General features: G+C 71.2%; 17 protein-coding genes. 9 read left to right on the top strand and 8 right to left on the bottom strand.

The window, feature by feature from the left end:
• Window positions 1-66 precede the first annotated feature (66 nt).
• Window positions 67-1,716, bottom strand: a complete 1,650-nt coding sequence (locus tag C6C15_RS06445; protein ID WP_234024225.1) for a SulP family inorganic anion transporter — start codon at window positions 1,714-1,716, stop codon at window positions 67-69.
• Between the two features lie 180 nt (window positions 1,717-1,896).
• On the opposite strand from C6C15_RS06445, the gene C6C15_RS06440 reads away from it, so the two are divergent.
• From C6C15_RS06440 to C6C15_RS06430, 3 genes are read left to right on the top strand one after another with little or no spacing between them, the layout of a single operon-like run.
• On the top strand, window positions 1,897-2,283 hold the full coding sequence (locus C6C15_RS06440; protein ID WP_025103101.1) for an SHOCT domain-containing protein: 387 nt from the start codon (window positions 1,897-1,899) through the stop codon (window positions 2,281-2,283).
• A gap of 39 nt (window positions 2,284-2,322) precedes the next feature.
• A complete protein-coding gene (locus C6C15_RS06435; protein ID WP_060923043.1) occupies window positions 2,323-3,156 on the top strand; it encodes a mechanosensitive ion channel family protein in 834 nt (277 codons plus the stop codon).
• Between the two features lie 43 nt (window positions 3,157-3,199).
• On the top strand, window positions 3,200-3,601 hold the full coding sequence (locus C6C15_RS06430; RefSeq protein ID WP_105950775.1) for a RidA family protein: 402 nt from the start codon (window positions 3,200-3,202) through the stop codon (window positions 3,599-3,601).
• Window position 3,602: 1 nt separating this feature from the next.
• Here the strand turns inward: C6C15_RS06430 and C6C15_RS06425 are convergent, their stop codons facing one another.
• Genes C6C15_RS06425 through C6C15_RS06410 form a run of 4 tightly spaced genes read right to left on the bottom strand, consistent with a single transcriptional unit; the run spans window position 3,603 to window position 7,173 of the window.
• The gene (locus C6C15_RS06425; protein WP_105949587.1) at window positions 3,603-4,679 is read right to left on the bottom strand and encodes a DNA polymerase IV; all 1,077 of its coding nucleotides are present in this window, start codon (window positions 4,677-4,679) and stop codon (window positions 3,603-3,605) included.
• Window positions 4,680-4,718: 39 nt separating this feature from the next.
• Window positions 4,719-5,570 (bottom strand): CPBP family intramembrane glutamic endopeptidase, encoded by an 852-nt coding sequence (locus C6C15_RS06420; protein WP_105949586.1) that lies wholly within the window; start codon window positions 5,568-5,570, stop codon window positions 4,719-4,721.
• Entirely contained in the window at window positions 5,567-6,292 is a 726-nt protein-coding gene (gene trmB / locus C6C15_RS06415; protein ID WP_105949585.1) for a tRNA (guanosine(46)-N7)-methyltransferase TrmB, read from the bottom strand. Before trmB ends, C6C15_RS06420 begins: the two co-directional genes overlap by 4 nt.
• 41 nt (window positions 6,293-6,333) lie before the next feature.
• A complete protein-coding gene (locus C6C15_RS06410; RefSeq protein WP_105949584.1) occupies window positions 6,334-7,173 on the bottom strand; it encodes a DUF3097 domain-containing protein in 840 nt (279 codons plus the stop codon).
• A 122-nt stretch (window positions 7,174-7,295) separates the two neighbouring features.
• Here C6C15_RS06410 and C6C15_RS06405 point away from each other — a divergent pair, with 122 nt between their 5' ends.
• The 4 genes from C6C15_RS06405 (at window position 7,296) to C6C15_RS06390 (ending at window position 11,436) form a co-directional block, all read left to right on the top strand.
• Window positions 7,296-9,326 carry a TPM domain-containing protein gene (locus C6C15_RS06405; protein ID WP_105949583.1) on the top strand — a complete coding sequence of 677 codons (2,031 nt, stop codon included), beginning with the start codon at window positions 7,296-7,298 and terminating at the stop codon, window positions 9,324-9,326.
• A 59-nt stretch (window positions 9,327-9,385) separates the two neighbouring features.
• Complete coding sequence (locus C6C15_RS06400; RefSeq protein ID WP_025103092.1) at window positions 9,386-10,129, top strand: PspA/IM30 family protein; 744 nt, start codon at window positions 9,386-9,388, stop codon at window positions 10,127-10,129.
• A gap of 63 nt (window positions 10,130-10,192) precedes the next feature.
• Entirely contained in the window at window positions 10,193-10,996 is an 804-nt protein-coding gene (locus C6C15_RS06395; RefSeq protein WP_105949582.1) for an arginase family protein, read from the top strand.
• Window positions 10,993-11,436 (top strand): Fe-S oxidoreductase, encoded by a 444-nt coding sequence (locus tag C6C15_RS06390; RefSeq protein ID WP_105949581.1) that lies wholly within the window; start codon window positions 10,993-10,995, stop codon window positions 11,434-11,436. The genes C6C15_RS06395 and C6C15_RS06390 overlap by 4 nt, the downstream gene beginning before the upstream one ends.
• 1 nt (window position 11,437) lies before the next feature.
• On the opposite strand, the gene C6C15_RS06385 is transcribed toward C6C15_RS06390, so the two are convergent.
• Genes C6C15_RS06385 through C6C15_RS06375 form a run of 3 tightly spaced genes read right to left on the bottom strand, consistent with a single transcriptional unit; the run spans window position 11,438 to window position 13,149 of the window.
• A complete protein-coding gene (locus tag C6C15_RS06385) occupies window positions 11,438-11,908 on the bottom strand; it encodes an SIP domain-containing protein (RefSeq protein ID WP_060922980.1) in 471 nt (156 codons plus the stop codon).
• A 33-nt stretch (window positions 11,909-11,941) separates the two neighbouring features.
• Window positions 11,942-12,676, bottom strand: coding sequence for a tyrosine-protein phosphatase (locus C6C15_RS06380; protein ID WP_105949580.1), 735 nt, complete (start codon window positions 12,674-12,676; stop codon window positions 11,942-11,944).
• A complete protein-coding gene (locus tag C6C15_RS06375) occupies window positions 12,673-13,149 on the bottom strand; it encodes a carboxymuconolactone decarboxylase family protein (protein ID WP_105949579.1) in 477 nt (158 codons plus the stop codon). The genes C6C15_RS06380 and C6C15_RS06375 overlap by 4 nt, the downstream gene beginning before the upstream one ends.
• A gap of 177 nt (window positions 13,150-13,326) precedes the next feature.
• Between C6C15_RS06375 and C6C15_RS06370 the strand changes: the two genes are divergently transcribed.
• Both C6C15_RS06370 and C6C15_RS06365 read left to right on the top strand, forming a co-directional pair.
• On the top strand, window positions 13,327-14,244 hold the full coding sequence (locus C6C15_RS06370) for an alpha/beta fold hydrolase (protein ID WP_060922983.1): 918 nt from the start codon (window positions 13,327-13,329) through the stop codon (window positions 14,242-14,244).
• A gap of 92 nt (window positions 14,245-14,336) precedes the next feature.
• Entirely contained in the window at window positions 14,337-15,854 is a 1,518-nt protein-coding gene (locus tag C6C15_RS06365; RefSeq protein WP_060922984.1) for an ABC transporter substrate-binding protein, read from the top strand.
• Window positions 15,855-15,869: the final 15 nt, after the last annotated feature.

The following is a 15,869-nucleotide window of genomic DNA, read 5'->3' as shown; positions in this document are numbered from 1 at the left end:
CCGTCGGTCTTCCGTGCCGTCAGCCTAGGCAGGCGGTGGCCACACGTCACCGCTCATCGGCCGCGTTCACCCGGGTGAACGCGGCCGCTCCTCGCGGTCCGCCGCGGCCCGGAGCCCGGCATCGACCGCGGGGTGCACGCGTCCGGCCGCCGTCAGGGCGGAGTACCACGACGTCCGAGCCGCGACGGCCGCCGCCGCCTCCGGCACCGCCGCGAGGTGGAGCTCCACGCCGAGCTGCGCCAGCTCCCGATCGAGGGCTTCGAGGGCGTCGAGCACCGTGATGGACATCACCACCTGCTGCGGCAGTCCGAGCACGAGCGTCCGCACCGGCTCGACCTGCGCGGCGACGGTCTGCACGATGAGCCGCTGATTGGCGAGCGCATTCGCCGTGTAGAGTCCCCGCTCGGGCTCCAGCCCGAGAGCGCTCCCCCGCCTCCCCACCACGCGGACACGGGGGATGTTGAGCTCTCGCAGCACGAGCACCAGCGTCACGACGACGCCGACAGCCACCGCGGGGAGGAGCCCCGCGGTGAGACCGATGGCCGCCACGGAGGTCGCGACCCAGAAGTCCATCCGACTGATGCGCGCCCAGCGCACGAGCTCGGGGATGTTGACGAGTCCGGCCACCGCCGTGAAGACCATCGCCGCGAGCGTCGCCTCGGGCAGCAGGCTGAGCACCGGAGCGAGGAACAACGCGACGAGGACGGCGAGCCCGACAGTGGTCAGCGTCGCCAGCTGGGAACGCGCTCCGGCACCCTGGTTGACGGCGCTCTGCGAGAACCCTCCCGCCGCGGGCATGGCCGCGAAGAAGGCACCGACCGTGTTCGCCGCGCCGGTCGCGAAGAGCTCCTGGTCGCTGTCGATCTGCGGCTCCGTCGCCTGGCGCAGGCTGCGTGCGACCGCGGCGGACTCGAGGAAGGCCATGACGGCGATCGCCAGCGCTCCCGGCACGAGCGCCGCGGCCTCGGACAGGTCCGGGATCCCCGGAACGGGAAGACCGCCGGCCACCGGGGCGATGAGGTCGACACCGAGATCATCGATCCCTCCGACCCCCACGAGCAGCATGCCGGCGGCCACGACGACGAGAGTGCCCGGGACCCGCGGAGCGAAGCGTTTGAGGAGCAGGAGTGTGGCGATGGACCCCGCCGAGAGGAGGAGCGTCGGGATGTTGACGCTGTCGAGCGCCTCGCCCACGGCGACCAGGGAGCGGATGAAGCCGTGGCCGGAGAAGTCGAAGGACTCCCCCAGGAGCTTCGGGAGCTGCCCGACGGCGACCGTCGCCCCCACCCCGATCTTCAGCCCGAGCACGGTCGCGCCGCTGATGTTCTCGACGAGGGATCCCAGCCTGCACGCCCGTGCCAACAGCAGAACCGCTCCCACCAGGAGGGTCAGCATCATGAGCGCGCCGATCGCGTCGTCTGCGCCCGCGGCGACGCCTGCCGAGACCAGCGTCGTCGCGGTGAGGGTCGCGATGGTCGATGTCGTCGAGACGCTCATCGCCCTGCTGCCACCGAGGAGGGCGTAGACGAGCATGGGGACGATGCATGTGTAGAGGCCGACCTGCACCGGGAGATTCGCGATCGTCGCGTACGCCATGGCCTGCGGAACCACGACCGCACCCGCGGAGAGGCCGGCGAGCACATCGCGTACGATCCAGCGGCGCTGGTAGCCGTCCAGAGTGCTCAGCAGCCACGGTGGTCTGTGCACTGTGCTCATGGGACTCCCTCCGCCGTCGAGGGAAGCGTACTGCCGACGCTCCGGGCGCGACCGGCCGGAGGCGTCTCACCGCGGCGAGTCACCCGGGTGAACTCCGGACGGAACCGGTGCGCCGGCGCTGCGCCCGCCGGTATGTTCCGAGCGTGCCCCGGAGACGGCGGCACCGAGAAAGGAGCAGTCATGGGATTTTGGGCATCGTTCTGGGACATCATCTGGTGGTTCCTGTGGATCTTCGCCTTCACCGCGTATCTCTTCGCCCTGTTCGCGATCATCGGGGACCTGTTCCGCGACCACAAGCTGAGCGGCTGGTGGAAGGCCGTGTGGATCTTCTTCCTGATCTTCGTGCCGTTCCTCACGGCGCTCGTGTACCTCATCGCCCGGGGCAACGGCATGGCCGAGCGCAGCAGCGCGGAAGCCCGTCGAGCACAGGAGGCCGCGAACGCGTACATCCAGCAGGTGGCCGGCAGCAGTCCGAGCGAGGAGATCGCGAAGGCCAAGGCGCTTCTGGACGCCGGGACCATCACCCCGGACGAGTACTCCCTCATCAAGGCGAAGGCGCTGCAGTAGGCCGCGCACCGGCCCCCGCCGGCGTGAGGAGCCCACGGCATGGACCTGCAGGATCTCCTGCCCACCGACATCGACTGGTGGCAGCTGCTGCTGGCCCTGCTCGTCGCCCTCGCGACCTGGATCATCTCGCGGTTCGCACGCCGGGGCACGACAGCCCTGCTCCGGCGTGCTCCCGGCATCTCCACCGCTGTGGGGACCGCGACCGCGCAATTCGTCGGCTACGCGATCCTCCTGCTGGGCTTCGGCATCGCGCTCGCCCTGCTGGGCGCGAACGTGCAGCCCCTGCTCGCGATCGTCGTCATCCTCGGCATCGTCGCGATCCTGGTCCTCCGCGGCGTGGCCGACAACTTCGCGGCCGGTGTGCTGCTGCAGGCGCGGCAGACGGTCCGCATCGGGGACGAGATCGTCGTGGAGGCGCTGGACTCCGTGATCGCCGGGACGGTGACGGAACTCAACGCCCGCGCGGTGATCCTGCACACCGTCGACGGCCGCACCCTCCACATCCCCAACGCACGTCTGCTCTCCGATCCCGTCGTCAACGACTCCACCCGCGGAGCCCGACGCAGCGAGGTGGAGGTCAGGGTGCGACGAGACGGGACGACCGGGATCGACGGCGTGCTCGGGCCGCTCGTCGATGCGGCGAGGACGGCGGAGGGCGTGCATCGGCACGAAGGCGTGCGGGCGCTCGTGGTCAGCGTGAGCGGGGACCGGCTCATCGCGCGACTGCAGTTCTGGCACCACCCGCTGCACGGCGCCCTCGTGAGTGCCGCCGTCGTGGTCGCGGTCTTCGACGCCCTCGGCGGCCTCGGCACGACCGGCACCGTCACCAGCGTCCCGGCCCCGCCACCGCTCGTGCCGTCCGATGCCGTGTGAGACCCGGGTGCGCGATGTCGGTGCCCTCGGGCATGATCTGCGCATGGACATCACCTTCCTGCAGCCGGACGGCCTCGTCCGCAGCCCCGCATTCAGTCACGCCGCCGTCATCCCCCCGGGGGCGACCACCGTCTACATCGGAGGGCAGAACGGTGTCGACGCCTCCGGCGCCGTCGTCTCCCCCGACGTGGGGGCGCAGGCGCTTAGAGCTCTCGACAACGCCCGGGTCGCGCTGGAGTCGGCGGGGGTGACGCTCGACGACGTCGTGAGCTGGACCATCCTCATCCACCAGGATGCCGACCTGCGCGCGGCGCACGGTGCCGTGGCCGCCACCCTCGCCAGGGACGGCGCCCCGCCGCTGGTGACCGCCGCGCGGGTGGCGGGCCTCGGCGTGCCCGGAACCCTCATCGAGGTGAGCGCGATCGCCGCGACGGTCCGCGACTGAGTCAGATGCGACCGCGCACGGGGGTGCGTTCGACGCCGTCCGGTTCGTCGGGCATCGTCATCTCGGCACGGACGCCGAGCAGACGCACTTCCCGGGCGGGGTCGAGGGTCTCGCCGAGGGCGAGCGCCATCGCGACCACGTCCTCTCGATCAGCCGTGGGAGCCGGGAGCTTCCGGCCGAATGTCCTCGTCTCGAACGGGGCGTACCGCACCTTGAGATGCACCCGCATGACCGGGCGCCCCTCGGCGGCGCAGTCGTCGAACGCGTGTCCCGCGAGCTCCCGCAGCGCGTCCTCCACCGCCTCAGGTGTCGTGAGGTTCTGTTGATACGTGGTCTCCCGGCTGTGGCTCCGTGCCACCCACGGAGTGTCGTCGACGATCCGCGGCCCCAGCCCGGAGCCCAGGCCGAGATACCACCGCCCCATCTTGGGACCGAACTCCGCGACGAGGGTCTCCTCGTCCGCCGCCGCGAGTTCGCGCACCGTGGCGATGCCGTGTGCCGCGAGCCGCTTCTGCACCTTCGGCCCCACGCCCCAGAGGTCACGGGTCGGCCGGTCGCCCATCACGGCGAACCAGTTGTCGGCCGTCAGCCGGAACACGCCTCGCGGCTTGCCGAACTCCGTCGCGATCTTCGCCCGCACCTTGTTGTCTCCGATACCCACCGAGCAGTGCAGACCCGTCGCCTCCTCCACCGCGCGCTGCGCGGCCCGCGCGACGCCCTCCGGGTCGTCGGTCACGACGCCGAGGAAGCACTCGTCCCACCCGATCACCTCCAGCACCACGTCGGGCAGCGTCCGCAGCGCCGCCATCACCTCGTCCGAGGCCCGCTCGTACTCCGCGTGATCCACCGGCAGGAACACCGCGTCCTCCGGCGCCTTGCGCGCCGCGATCTTCAACGGCATCCCCGACCCGATGCCGAAGGCGCGCGCCTCGTACGACGCCGTCGAGACGACGGCCCGCTCGGTCGGGTCGCCGCGGCCCCCGACGATGACCGGCCGTCCGGCCAGCTCCGGGCGGCGCCGCACCTCGACCGCGGCGATGAACTGATCCATGTCGACATGCAGCACCCACTCGGCCATGCATCGAGTGTGGCCGCTGACGCCGGGGAAGTCACCCCGTCAGACCAGGAAGATCGGCAGCAGCCCCGGGTTGTGGGCGTGGACGAGGACGGCGAAGACGACCGCGTCGAAGAGGAGGTGCACTGTGACGACGTAGGTCAGCGAGTGCGTCCGGAGGAAGATGAATCCCTGCAGGAGCGCGAACGGGATGGTCAGCAGCGGCCCCCATTCGCGGTACCCGAGTTCCCACAGGAAGGAGACGAAAACGACGGCCTGCAGCGCGTTCGCGAGCGCATCGGGGAAATGGCGCCGCAGCAGCGCGAAGACGGTGCAGATGAAGAACAGCTCATCCCAGATGCCGACCGCGCCGACGCCGACGAACAGCCGCGCGATGAGATCGGGCGTGTCCACCACGGGCCAGTTCTGATAGACGCCGCTGGTGATGAAGTAGAAGGGCAGGATCAGCCAGCCGAGCACCAGCACCGCGACGAGCCAGCCCCAGTGCAGCACTCCCCAGCGCTGCCCCGTCCGCCAGGGGAACCGGATCGCCCGGTCGCGGAAGGCGAACCGCGAGATCAGATACGGCACGAGCACCGCACCGCCGAGCGCGAGGGTGAAGCGCAGCATGGCCAGGTTGTCGAGCTCCGCCGCGAGCGGGATGACACTCACGATGAGCATGCCGAGCGCGATCAGCGAGAGGTCCCGCGTGAGCGATGGCCGCCGGGATCCGTCGGGCCCGGGGAGCGGCTCGCCGCGGCGCTCCACGAGCAGGGCGGCACCGACGCCCAGCGCCAGCAGCAGCCAGCCGAGCCAGGGCAGCGCCACGACGAAGAAGGCCGGGGCGGCCGCGCACACCAGCGCCGCCGGGACGAGGCGCACCCCCACGGGCGCGCTCGGAGGGGCCTGCGTCATGCACGATCCCGTCGGCGGTACACGAGATCGCGGATGTCGCGCCCCTTCGCGAGACCCTTCCGCTCGAACGCGGTCATGACCCGACCGTCGAACCGCTCGGCCCAGTCGCCCTCGAAGGCCCGCTCGAACAGGGGCTCGGCGTCCAGCACCTCCCGCATCTGGAGCGCGTAGTCCTCCCAGTCGGTCGCGAGCCGCAGGAGGCCGCCGTCGCGCAGCGCCCTGGCCGCCGTGTCACCGAATCCGGGCCGCACCAGACGACGTTTCGTGTGGCGCTTCTTGTGCCACGGATCGGGGAAGAAGATCCACACCTCGGCCGCCGCGGCCTCCGGCAGGTACGAGGAGAGCACCTCCGGCGCGTTGGCCTCCACGACGCGGAGGTTCTGTACACCCGCACGGTCGGCGTCGAGCATGGTCCGGGCGAGGCCCGCGCGGAAGACCTCGACGGCGAGGAAGTCGTCGCGCGGCCGGTTCGACGCGGCGGCGACGATGGCATGCCCCTGGCCGGAGCCGATCTCGACGAAGAGGTCCGCCTCCCGGCCGTACTCGGCGACGACGTCGAACCGCGCCTCGGGGTGCACGGAGGTCCACGCCACCGCGCGCGGGACATCCAGCAGATAGCGCGGGGCGAGATCGGTGAAGGCGCGCTCCTGCGCCTCGGACATCCGGCCGCTCCGACGCACGAAGGACACCGGCTCGTCGCGGAAGGTACGCGGTTCGGGCATGGATCCAGGGTAGTCGCCGGCGCCGCCACCGCCGGACGCGGTCAGCCCGCGGGCTCGGTGACGAAGTCGATCAGCTCTTCCACCCGGCCCAGGAGCGCGGGCTCCAGGTCGCGGTAGGTCGTGACCTTCGACAGGATGTGCTGCCAGGCCCTGGCGGTGTCGGCCTGCGTCTCGTGCGGCCAGCCGAAGGCGCGGCAGATGCCCGTCTTCCAGTCGATGCCGCGCGGGATCTCGGGCCACGCCGCGATGCCGAGGGCCCGAGGGGTCACGCACTGCCAGACGTCGACGAACGGGTGGCCGACGATGCGGACGTGCCGGCCGTGCGGTCCGCGGGCCACCGCCTCGGCTATGCGGGACTCCTTCGACCCGGGGACGAGGTGGTCGACGAGGACGCCGTACCGCCGGCGTGCGCTCGGCGGCTCCGCCGCGAGGAGGTCGTCCAGCAGGTCCACGCCCTGGAGGTACTCGACGACGACGCCCTCGACGCGCAGGTCGGCACCCCACACCTTCTCGACGAGCTCGGCGTCGTGCCGTCCTTCGACGAGGATCCGGCTGGGCAGCGCCGTCCGCGCCCGCTGATCCGCCACCGCGAAGGAGCCGGAGGCGGTGCGGCGGGGTCCCTGCGCGGATGCCGCCGGCACCGTGAGGCGGACCGGTGCCCCGTCGATGAGGAAGCCGCCGCCGAGGGGGAACAGCCGCCGTCGCCCGACGCGGTCCTCGAGCTCCACCGCACCGCCCTGCACCTTGGTCACCGCACCGCAGAATCCGTCCGCCGCGACCTCGACCACGAGATCGACCTCCGCGGGCACCTGCGGCACCGGCTTCACGCCGCGCTCGCGCCAGCCCGTCGCCAGCACGTCCGATCCGTACCTGTCGTCCATGCCTTCCAGCGTATGTGTCTCCGCTGAGGGCGAACGCCGAGAGGCGCGCGAGTGCTGTCGCGTGTCGGACCCAGTGCATAGACTCGACACATGGGGCTCGGCTGCCGGTCGGAGGGAACACGATGACGAAACGGTGGCTGGCGCTGGGCGCTCTCGCCCTCGCGGTCGCGACGGGCGCGCTGTCCGCCTCGGCGGCGTCCGCGACCGATCCGCTCACGCTCGACTCCGGGTACGTCACCGACCAGGCCGACGTCCTCTCCCCCGTCGAGGAGGAACAGGTCGAGTCGCGCCTGCAGGAGCTCACCGACAACTCCTCCGCCGATCTCTTCGTCGTCCTCGTCGACGACTTCACCGACCCGAGCGACAGCGTCGCCTGGGCCGACCAGGTCGCGAACGACAACCGGCTCGGCCCTGATCAGTACCTCCTCGCGATCGCCGTCGAGGGGCGCAGCCTCTACATCTCCGCGGACTCCTCCGGGCCGTTGAGCGACGCGCAGCTCGCCGCCATCGAAGACGCCATCGCCCCGCTCGCCGGCGACGGCGACTGGGTCGGCGCGATCACGCTGGCCGCCGACGAGATCCAGGGGGACGGCGGTGCCGGAGCGCTCCGCGTCACGCTGATCGTCGTCGGGGTGATCGCGGCCGCCCTGCTCATCTGGCTCATCGTCGCTCTGGTCCGACGCGCACGCCGCAACGCAGCCATCCGCGAGCGGGGCGCCATGCCGGAGACCCCGGATCCCGCCGACCCGTTCTCCACGCTCACCGATGCCCAGGTCGAGCAGCAGGCCGGCGTCGCACTCGTCCGCGCCGACGACGCGATCACCTCGAGTCGGGAGGAGCTGGGATTCGCCGTGGCGCAGTACGGCGAGGGCGCGACCGCGGAGTTCTCCCGCGCCGTCGACGAGGCGAAGGCGAAGATCGCCGAGGCGTTCGATCTCCGGCAGAAGCTCGACGATGAGATCGAGGACTCCGTCCACGACCGGCGCGCCTGGCACATCCGTATCATCCGGCTGGCCGACGAGATCGACGAGATCCTCGACGACAACACCGAGGCCTTCGACAAGCTGCGCCAGCTCGAGCAGAACGCACCGCAGGAGCTGGAGCGGGTACGACGAGAGCGCGCCGATCTGACGCCGCTCCTCGCCTCGGCCGCTCCCGCCCTCGCCGCTCTCGCCGCGACCTACGACCGGGCCGCCCTGAGCACCATTGCGGACAATCCGGCACAGGCGCAGGAGCGCGCGTCCTTGGCCGATCGAGCGATCGATGCCGCGGCACAGGCACTGACGAGCGGACGCTCCGGTGAGGCGGCGTTCGCGATCCGCACGGCCGAGCAGGCGGTGGCGCAGGCGGCGCAGCTGATCCAGGCGATCACGGCGCTCGGCACCGAGCTGTCCGGCATCGAGGCGCAGGCGCAGGCGCTCGTCACCGAGCTCCAGGGCGATGTGGCTGCGGCGGCACAACTGCCCGACCTGACCGGTGCCCTGGCGAGTGCGTCCCAGGCGGTGACCGCGCAGCTGCAGAGGGCGCAGGCCGACCTCGTCGCCACGCCACGCAACCCGCAGCGGGCCCTCGACGCCCTCACGGCGGCGAACGCGCAGATCGACGAGGCGATCGCGCACGGACACGAAGCCGTGGAGCGCGCCCGAAGGGCCCAGCAGCTCCTGGAGCAGACCCTCGCCCAGGCGACCTCCGAGATCCGGGCTGCCCGGGAGTTCATCGAGACACGCCGCGGCACCGTGGGCTCCACCGCCCGCACGCGCCTGGCGGCCGCCGACGCCGCGTTGACCCAGGCCCTCACCCTGCGCACGTCGGATGTCGAGAACGCCCTGGCCGAGGCCCAGCGGGCGCTCGGTCTCGCGCGCGAGGCCGCATCCGCCGCACAGGCCGATCTGCGCGCGTACTCCCCCGGCGCCTACGCGGACGACGGCTGGGGCGGAGTCTTCGGCGGCTCCGGGTCCCGTTCCGGCGGCTCCGGCATCGGCGGGGACATCCTCGGCGGGATCATCGGCGGACTCCTCGCCGGCGGCGGGGGCGGCGGCTCGTCACGGCGCAGCAGCGGCTGGCGCTCCTCGGGCGGCTTCCGCAGCTCCGGCTTCGGCGGAGGCGGGTCCCGCGGCGGCGGACGCGGACGCTCCGGAGGTCGACGCTTCTGATCCCCCGCACAGACACATACGCCAAGCTCTCGAAGACGCCCCTCTGAAAGGAACCACGCATGACCAAGCAGTCCATCTTCGGACGGATCTCCACCCTCGTCCGCGCGAACATCAATGCCCTCCTGGACTCTGCGGAGGACCCGCAGAAGATGCTCGACCAGCTCGTCCGCGACTACACCAACAGCATCGCCGACGCCGAGTCCGCCATCGCGGAGACCATCGGCAACCTGCGGCTGCTGGAGCGCGACCACGAGGAAGACGTGCAGGCGGCCAACGAATGGGGCAACAAGGCCCTCGCCGCCAGCCGCAAGGCCGACGAGATGCGCGGCGCGGGCAACACCGCCGACGCCGACAAGTTCGACAACCTCGCGAAGATCGCCCTGCAGCGCCAGATCAGCGCCGAGCGGGAGGCGACGAGCGCCGAACCGCAGATCGCGGCCCAGACGGAGATCGTCGACAAGCTCAAGAGCGGCCTGAACGGCATGAAGGACAAGCTCAACGAGCTGAAGAACAAGCGCAGCGAGCTCCTCGCCCGCGCCAAGGTCGCCGAGGCGCAGACCAAGGTGCAGGACGCGGTCAGCTCCATCAACGTGCTCGACCCCACCAGCGAGCTCGGCCGGTTCGAGGACAAGGTCCGCCGCCAGGAGGCTCTCGCCCAGGGCAAGGCGGAGCTGGCCGCGTCGAGCCTCGACGCCCAGTTCGAGAGCCTCGAGGATCTCGGCGAGCTGACCGAGGTCGAGGCGCGCCTCGCCGAGCTGAAGGCCGGCGGCACCGCGCCGCGCCAGGCGCTCGAAGGCAACTGACACCGACGCGGATGCCCGGGCGCACGCCCGGGCATCCGCGGTTCCGTCTCCGGGAGGTCTCCCATGGTGCGTTTCCTGGTCGTGCCGCAGTGGCAGGGTTCGCCCGCCGCGCGCGCGATGCTCCTCGTCGACGGCGCGTCGGCGATCGCAGGCGATCTCCCGCGTGCGGCGACGACGGTCCTCGACGTTCCGGTCGAAGCCGGCGAGGCGCTGGGCACGGGCGTCCGGCGGCTCAGCGCCCTCACACGTACGCGGGATCTCGTCGCCGGACATCTCGAAGCCGGAACCGTGCTGATCGGCGGCGACTGCAGCATCACCGTCGCCGCACTCGACACGCTCCCCGGCGGAACCGACGACCTCGCCGTGGTCTGGTGCGATGCGCACGGCGATCTGCACACGCCGGACACCTCGCCGTCCGGGGCCTTCTCCGGCATGGCGCTGCGTGCGGTCCTCGGTGAGGGAGAACCGCAGCTCGCCCTGTCCCCCGGCATCCCCCGCGATCGCGTCGTCACCGTGGGTGTCCGGAACCTCGACGAGTCCGAGACCGACGAATGGGACCGCCTCCGGAATCTCGGGGTGGCCGATCTGGACGACCCGGCGGCGCTGGCCGACGCCGTGCAGGCCACGGGGGCGCAGCGGGTGTGGGTGCACATCGACATCGACGTCCTCGATCCGGCGTCGTTCACCGGAGTCTCCGCCGCCGTGCCCTTCGGCGTGACCCCCGCGTCCCTGAGCACGGCGATCCGCGAGCTCCGGAGCCGCGTCCCCCTCGCCGGGGCGACCATCGCGGGCTTCGCCCCTCGCACGCCGGCCGACGCCGTCGACGACCTCGGCGCGATCCTGCGCCTCGTCGGAGCCGTCGCGTGAGCCCGGCACCCGACTGGGAGCCGGTCGCGGCGGAGCGCCTCGCCCGCGGACGCCGGGCGGACCGCCGCATCCCCTCCTTCCTGCTGCGCTCCCCGATCAGCCGCCTGGGCTACCTCTGGGGAACCGCCGTCGGCTGGATCTGGGGCGCGCTGTGGAGCACCGGTCCGATCGAACGGCGCGGCGGACTCTGGGTGTTCCGGGGCATGCCCCGATGGACCTTCCACCGCGGCGGCGTCTGCGTGGGCGGGTGCTTCCTCACCGGTGACGCGCGGCCCACCGACGCGGTGCTGCGCCACGAGGCCGTGCACAAGCAGCAGTGGCTGCGCTACGGCTTCCTGATGCCGGTGCTCTATCTGTTCGCGGGACGCGACCCCCTGCGGAACCGCTTCGAGATCGAAGCGGGGCTGGAAGACGGCAACTACGTGCGCCGCCCCCGCTGACTCAGCCCTCGACGGGAAGCAGTCCGAAGCGCTCCGGCACGCGGATCCGGTTCACGGCCACGCCGAGACGGTCGGTGAGGTGCTCGACGATGTCGGCGGTGCCGAGGTAACCCCCGAGCAGCGTGACGTGCGTCTCGACCTCGTCGTCCACGAGCATCTCGTCGGCCCATGCGCAGGTGGCTCGGGCCAGGGCCTGTCCGGGCGCGCAGCCGCGACCGCTTCCCGGGGCTCCGGAGCGCGCGGAGCGGGCGAGCCAGGTGACCGTCATGCGACCGGGCGCGTGGATCACGCCGATGTCGGAGGCGTCGGGAACCTCGATGAAGATGCGACCGGACGCGCACAGCGGGAGGGTCGCGAGGAACGCCTCGAGGTCGAGCAGCGAGTGCTCGTCGGCGGTCACCAGGTGGTGTGCGCGACGGCGCGCCGCGCGGCGAGCCGCACGTGTGCCTCGGGTGTCGAGCGTGGTGTCCATCGTGATCCCATCGTACACCAAGCGAAGGCTTGCCTAACCTTCGACGACGCGCTCTTCCGTCACCGGCTCGACGAGGGCCTCGCGCAGCGCGGTGAGCTCCCTCTCGGTCATGCCGTTCGCGCGCAGGTAGCCGGCCGCCGACCCCCAGCGCTCGTCCACCTGGGCCAGCAGGCGACGCATCACCTCGGCGGGAGAGCGGGTCGCGAGATCCACCGCGTGCACCGCCTCGGGGTGCTGCGACCGCAGATACGCGGCGATGCGCCGCGACCGTTCGGCCGGCAGCTGCGACTCGGTGAGTGCGTAGTCGGCGATGACGGCATCCCGATCGGCGCCGACCGCCGAGAGCGCCAACGCGACCGTCACACCCGTGCGGTCCTTACCCACCGTGCAGTGCACCAGGGTCGGCTCCCCCGCGGCGATCACCCGGACAGCGGCGACCAGGCGCTCCCCACTCTCCTCCAGGAGATGCAGGTACAGGTCGTCGAGGCTCGTGTCGGATTCGAAGAAGGAGCGCACGGACCCGAGGAACAAAGGCAGGTGAGTCGTCTCCGGGCCCTCGATCTCGCTCGGTTCCGCGGCGACCTCCTCCCCGTCGCGGAGGTCGACGATGTGACGCACCGTCGCCCGCAGGAACGCCGCGCCGTTCGTGGTCGCCGTGGAGAGCTGGCCGGAGCGCAGCAGGACGCCGGGGCGGATGCGTCCACCCTCCGCGGGGATCCCGCCGACGTCCCGGACGTTCGTGACGCCCTCGACGTCGAGGATCGTCACGCGCCCGCCTGGGGGCCGCGCGGGGGCACCGGGTAGCGCCCGGCGATGACGATGCGGTTGAAGGCGTTGATCGACACGCACGCCCAGCTCAACGCGGCGTACTCCTTCTCGGTGAACACGCTCCCCACCAGGTCGTAGACCTCGTCCGAGATGCCGTCCTCCGCGATGAACGTGAAGGCTTCCGCCAGTTCGAGCGCGGCACGCTCCCGATCGCTGAACACACCGCTCTCGCGCCACACCGAGATCTGGCTGATCGTGTCGACATCCAGCCCTGCGGCGACCGCCCGGTCCACGTGCACCCGCGTGCAATAGCTGCAGCCGTTCAGCTGCGAGCAGTGGATCATGACGATCTCCTTCAGGCGATCGTCGATCCCGTTCTCGGCGCAGATCGCGCCGACCGTCTTCGAGAAGGCGTCGAGGGCCTGGTGCGCCGCAGGCTCCGTCTTGGACAGGTGCACGCGCTGTTCGGTCATACCTCCATGATATTCGGCGCCGGGCGCGGGAGACGGTGCGCGACCGCCCTCGCCGAAATGCAGACTGCGAACTTTCGAGCGCAATTCCTCTGCATATCGCGCTGCCGTATCATCGTTCATCTTGTCACTTTGCTCCGACATTTCCTGCGAGGTCGAATCGGGGCGCAGAATAGCCGCGTGGCGATCGACACCAGCGAGTTCTCCTATCTTCCCGCGCAGGCCGACGCGCTCGGCGTGCCGCTTCCGACCGTGGAGCGCCTGACGCTCCCCCTCCCCGAGGGTCGCGTCGTGAGCGGGCTGCACTTCGGGTCCGAGCCGCCGCGCATCACTCTGCTGCACGGCGCCGGTCTGAACGCTCACACCTGGGACACGACGGCGCTGGCGCTGGGGCAGCCGCTCCTGGCGATCGACCTCGCCGGCCACGGCGACTCCTCCTGGCGCGACGACGCGGACTACTCCCCCCGCACCCTCGCCGCCGACGTCGTCGCCGCTCTGGACGCGTGGGTCTCCGCGCCGCAGATCCTGGTGGGACAGTCGCTCGGCGGTCTCACCGGCGCCGCCGTCGCCGCGGCGCGGCCCGACCTCGTGGCCGCTCTGATCGTCGTCGACATCACTCCCGGGATCGACGTGTCCGCCGGCCCCGCGGCGCTCCGGGAGTTCTACGCCGGGCCCACGGACTTCGCGACCCGCGACGAGCTCGTCGACAAGGCGATGGCCCTGGGGTTCGGCGGCACTCGCCCCGAGACCGAGCGCGGCGTCTTCCTCAACACCCGTGTCCGCGCGGACGGCCGCGTCGAGTGGAAGCACCACTTCGCCCACCTCGCCGCCACCGCTCTGGCCGCCCACGACCCCGGCACGGCGACGGCGCCGTCGGTCCTGCATGAGACCGGCTGGGACGACCTGGCGGCGGTCACTGCGCCCGTCACGCTCGTCCGCGCCGAGCGCGGCTTCGTGAGCGCTGCCGACGCAGAGGAATTCCAGCGCCGCCTCCCGGAGGCGCGGGTCGTCGCGATGGACGCCACGCACAACGTGCAGGAGACCGCGCCCCGAGACCTCGCCGCTCTCGTCGGCTCCGCGGCCGCCGCCGGAATATGACGTTCCGTTCCACGGCCGCCGCGCCGCATCCCGCCCGACCCTAGGCTCGTCCCACCGGCACACAGCACCTGCCGCACCGAGAGGAAACACCCATGTTCCGACGTCATCGACGCCTCGCGCTGATCTCCGCCCTCGCGGCCACCGCCGTGATCCTCAGCGCCTGCTCCGGCTCCGCCGACCCTGCACCGTCGGCGGGCGGCGAACCCGACCCCGACGCCACCCTGCACGTCGGTCTCGTGCTCGAGCCCACCAACCTCGACATCCGCCACACCAGCGGTGCCGCGCTGGAGCAGATCCTCATCGACAACATCTACGAGGGACTGGTCAGCCGCACGCAGGACAACGAGGTCGTGGAGCGGCTCGCCTCGGACTACGAGGTGTCGGACGATGGCCTCACCTACACCTTCACCCTCAACGACGGGATCACCTTCCACGACGGCTCGCCCCTGACGGCGGCCGACGTCGTCTCCTCCTACGAGACCGTCCGCACCGACGAGACCGTGCAGGGCAACGCGGAGTTCGCGTCCGTCTCCTCGATCTCCGCTCCGGACGACACGACCGTCGAGATCGTGTTGTCGGAGCCGAACCAGAACTTTCTCTTCGCCCTCACCGGTCCGGCCGGCCTCGTCTTCAAGAAGGGCGACACCACCGATCTGAAGACCGCGGAGAACGGCACGGGACCGTTCACCCTTACCCGCTGGAACAAGGGCAGCACGATCACCTTCGCCCGCAACGACGACTACTGGGGCGAGCCGGCCGGCGTCGCCGAGGTCGAGTTCCAGTACATCCCCGACTTCACGGCTGGCGTGAACGCGGCGCTCGCCGGCGACGTGGACGTCCTCACCGCCGTCGACCCGAACCTGGCTCCGCAGCTCGAGGACTCGGGTGACTTCAGCCTCACGACGGGCCGCACGACCGACAAGGCCACGCTCGCCTTCAACAACAAGAAGGCGCCGCTGGACGACGTCCGGGTGCGCGAGGCCCTGCGCCTGGCGATCGACCACGAGGCGCTCATCGAGGCCGTCGGCGCCGGCACGCCGTTGTACGGCCCCATCCCCGAGCTCGACCCCGGCTACGAGGACCTCTCCGACGTCATCTCCTACGACCCCGAGCGGGCCAAGGAGCTGCTCGCCGAGGCCGGCCAGGAGGACCTCGACCTCACGCTGACGATCCCGTCGTTCTACGGCACCACCGTCCCGAAGGTGCTCATCTCGGACTTCGACAAGGTGGGCGTGAACCTCGAGGTCGATTCCGTGGAGTTCCCGACCTGGCTCGAGGACGTGTACACCAACAAGGACTACGACCTCAGCTTCGTCCTGCACGTCGAGCCGCGGGACTTCGGCAACTTCGCCAACCCGGACTACTACTTCGGCTACGACAACGCCGAGGTGCAGGACCTCTACACGCAGGCGCTGGCCGAGGTCGATCCCGAGGCCTCCGCGAAGCTCCTCGCCGAGGCGGCCCGGATCGTGTCCGAGGACCACGCGGCGGACTGGCTCTACAACGGTCAGACCATCACCGCCGTGAATCCGGTCGTCAGCGGCTTCCCGGAGGACTCGATCAACTCGCGCATCAACCTCGCGGGTGTGACCGTCTCCGCCGCGAGCTGACGACGGTCGACGCTC

Origin of the sequence: Microbacterium sp. str. 'China' (assembly GCF_002993305.1) — a bacterium.
Classification (GTDB): domain Bacteria; phylum Actinomycetota; class Actinomycetes; order Actinomycetales; family Microbacteriaceae; genus Microbacterium; species Microbacterium paraoxydans.
This window is presented reverse-complemented; position numbering and strand designations above follow the sequence as displayed.